We start from the raw sequence: 2,631 nt of genomic DNA, 5'->3' as shown, positions 1-2,631 counted from the left end.
CGTGAGTTGCCTGCGTGTCACGACCACAGTCCTACCGGGTTCCACCCCGCGAGAAGGACAGAATCCAGCAACTGATCACGACATCACACAGGCCATAGTCGCTGCCGCGAGAACCGCGACGAAGATGCCTGGCGACAGACCGGTGGCGACCACACGTGGGAAGGTCGCCGCAACGCAACCGGGCGGATGGTGCTGCTCCCCGGGCGGCGACGCCTACCGCCCTGGGGTGCAGGGCGGGCCGGACGCCGAAGTGGCTGTGTTCACGAGCTTGGGTTCTGGCTCACTTTCCGTGGAGCATGCACGCTGAGTGATGGTTGTCGGGCGAGTGGGCCCTGAGGAAGTTGCCCGGAACTGACCCGTACCGGGTGCGGTGTGGCTGTATAGATCCGCCCGGAGAACCAGGGACACCCCCGAGGATTCGGCTGCGTGGGCCCGGGCCACATGAGCGCGATCTCTTCCTCCACATCATCGAAATGGGCTGCACCGATGTATGCGTCCTCGGGGTGACCGGTCCACTCACCGGCCGCGTCCTCGTTGGTAACAGCGACGGGCACTGGGGCCCCAACGTCTCCTCCGCCACCGACTTCCTCGACTGGTACGAACGCTGGCTCAACCACATGAGCGCCGGGCGCGACAACCGGGCCCTGGAACTCACCTCGCCTCGACTTCGTGCCCATTCGAACCGCCATCGCATGGCTCCGAAGATCTGACTCTCCGTATCCGCTCCACGGAATGTGAGCCAGAACCCCTGCTCTCGTGAACAAGGCCACCGCCGCGCTCCGCGGCCAGACAGTCACGCTGGAAAGGCTCCGTATCGACCGTCAGCTCGACGAGGCCCTCACCCACGGCGCCGACCCGCTCCACCTCGCGCTCGTCTTCGGCATCGACGAGAGGACGGCCATCCGCTACGCGGAGTCGGCACGCGTGCTTCTGGGCGAGGCCGCCGAGAAGCCATCGCAGTGAAACCCGCTCGACCTGGTCACCTCCTTGAAGAGATCCTTTGGGCATGGAATTTCTCTGCTACCACCGCGACCGACCTGGCTCCCTGCCGCTGCGCTACGAGCTACTGGAAGAGCATTGGTCCTACATGGACCGGTACGCAAAGGAGATGATCGCTCGGGGCCCGACCCTCGCCGACGACGGCCACACACCCACCGGCAGCGTGCACATCCTCGACCTGCCCGATCCCGCCGTCGCCCGCGCCTTCGCCTTCGACGAGCCCGGCCACCAGGCCGGCGTCTACCGGGACGTGCTGCTGCGGCGGTGGCGCAACCTGCTGGGGCGCACCATGTGGGACTTCCCTGGTGGCCGGACCGGCGGCAACCGCTACCTGGTGCTCGGTCTCGGCCTCGGCGCGGGGCAGGCCGCCGACCTCGCGGTGCCGCCCGACCGGGACGAGCTGATCGCCTACGGGCCGCTGCTGTCCGACAACGGCGCCACCTGGCTGGGCACGGCGGCGTTGCTCCGGGCGCCGGACCCGGACACGGCACGCGCCATCCTGACCCCGGACCGGTACGCCGACATCGAGGTGCACAACTGGCAGTTCGGCGGGCGGCCGTCATAACCCCAGGACGTCCGGCCGACGTCACCACCGAAGCCCCTCGGATCACTCAGCATCCTCGCGGTTCACCCGAACCCACGGGTGCATCGGCCTGACGCACACCGATGCTGTGGAAGATGCTCTACGAGTCCGCCGCGCTGGCCGACGGTGCTCAAGCGCACGGTGGCCGAGTTCCAGGACGACGAACTGTCCGACCCGCGGCCGGCCTGACGTACTACGGCGTACTGTCCCTCTTCCCCGCCCTGCTGGTGCTCGTCTCCCTGCTGGGCATCGCCGGCGAATCAGCCACCAAGAGCATCCTGGACAACCTCAAGCAGATGACCCCGGGTTCGGCACGGGACGTCATCTCCGGTGCGGTCGAGCAGCTGCAGGGCAACGGCGGCACGGGCTCGGTGCTGGCGATCGCCGGTCTGCTGGGCGCGCTGTGGTCGGCGTCCGGCTATGTGGCCGCGTTCATCCGCGCCTCCAACGCCGTGTACGACATGCCGGAGGGGCGGCCGGTGTGGAAAGTGCTGCCGGTACGGGTGGGCGTCACCGTTGTGCTGATGGTCATGGCCTGCGTCAGCGCGCTCATCGTGGTGTTCGCCGGGGGCCTCGCGCGGCAACTGGGCGGCGCGCTCGGTATCGGGGACTCCGCCCTGACGGTGTGGTCGATCGCCAAGTGGCCCGTCCTGGTCCTCCTCGTCACCGTCATGGTCGCGATCCTGTACTGGGCCTCCCCCAACGCCAAGGGCCGCGGCTTCAAGTGGGTCACGCCCGGCAGCTTCCTCGCGCTGGTCATCTGGATGATCGCCTCGGCGGGCTTCGCGCTGTATGTGGCGAACTTCGGCTCCTACAACAAGACCTACGGCACCCTCGCCGGCGTGATCATCTTCCTCGTCTGGCTGTGGCTCACCAACCTGGCGATCCTGCTCGGCCTGGAGTTCGACGCGGAGATGGCCCGGGAGCGCGCCATCATCGGCGGCCACCCCGAACACGAGGAACCGTACGTCCAGCCCCGCGACACCCACACGTGGACCGATGAAGATCGCAGGGAGATGGGTGGCGTCTGACCCCAGGCCGTGCGTGCT

General features: G+C 67.9%; 2 protein-coding genes and 2 pseudogenes. All 4 read left to right on the top strand.

Annotation, left to right across the window (positions count from 1 at the left end; genetic code table 11):
* Positions 1 to 386: 386 nt before the first annotated feature.
* Positions 387 to 710: pseudogene (locus ACWIHY_RS40185) on the top strand (SMI1/KNR4 family protein); the annotation flags it as partial.
* Between the two features lie 46 nt (positions 711 to 756).
* On the top strand, positions 757 to 963 hold the full coding sequence (locus ACWIHY_RS40180; protein WP_454381697.1) for a hypothetical protein: 207 nt from the start codon (positions 757 to 759) through the stop codon (positions 961 to 963).
* Positions 964 to 1,006: 43 nt separating this feature from the next.
* Positions 1,007 to 1,564, top strand: coding sequence for a YciI family protein (locus ACWIHY_RS40175; RefSeq protein ID WP_454381695.1), 558 nt, complete (start codon positions 1,007 to 1,009; stop codon positions 1,562 to 1,564).
* A 78-nt stretch (positions 1,565 to 1,642) separates the two neighbouring features.
* Positions 1,643 to 2,613: pseudogene (locus tag ACWIHY_RS40170) on the top strand (YihY/virulence factor BrkB family protein).
* Positions 2,614 to 2,631: the final 18 nt, after the last annotated feature.

This window comes from Streptomyces sp. NPDC055287 (assembly GCF_053646035.1).
The sequence above is the reverse complement of the archived record's forward strand: the minus strand, read 5'-3'. Positions and strand labels throughout refer to the sequence as shown.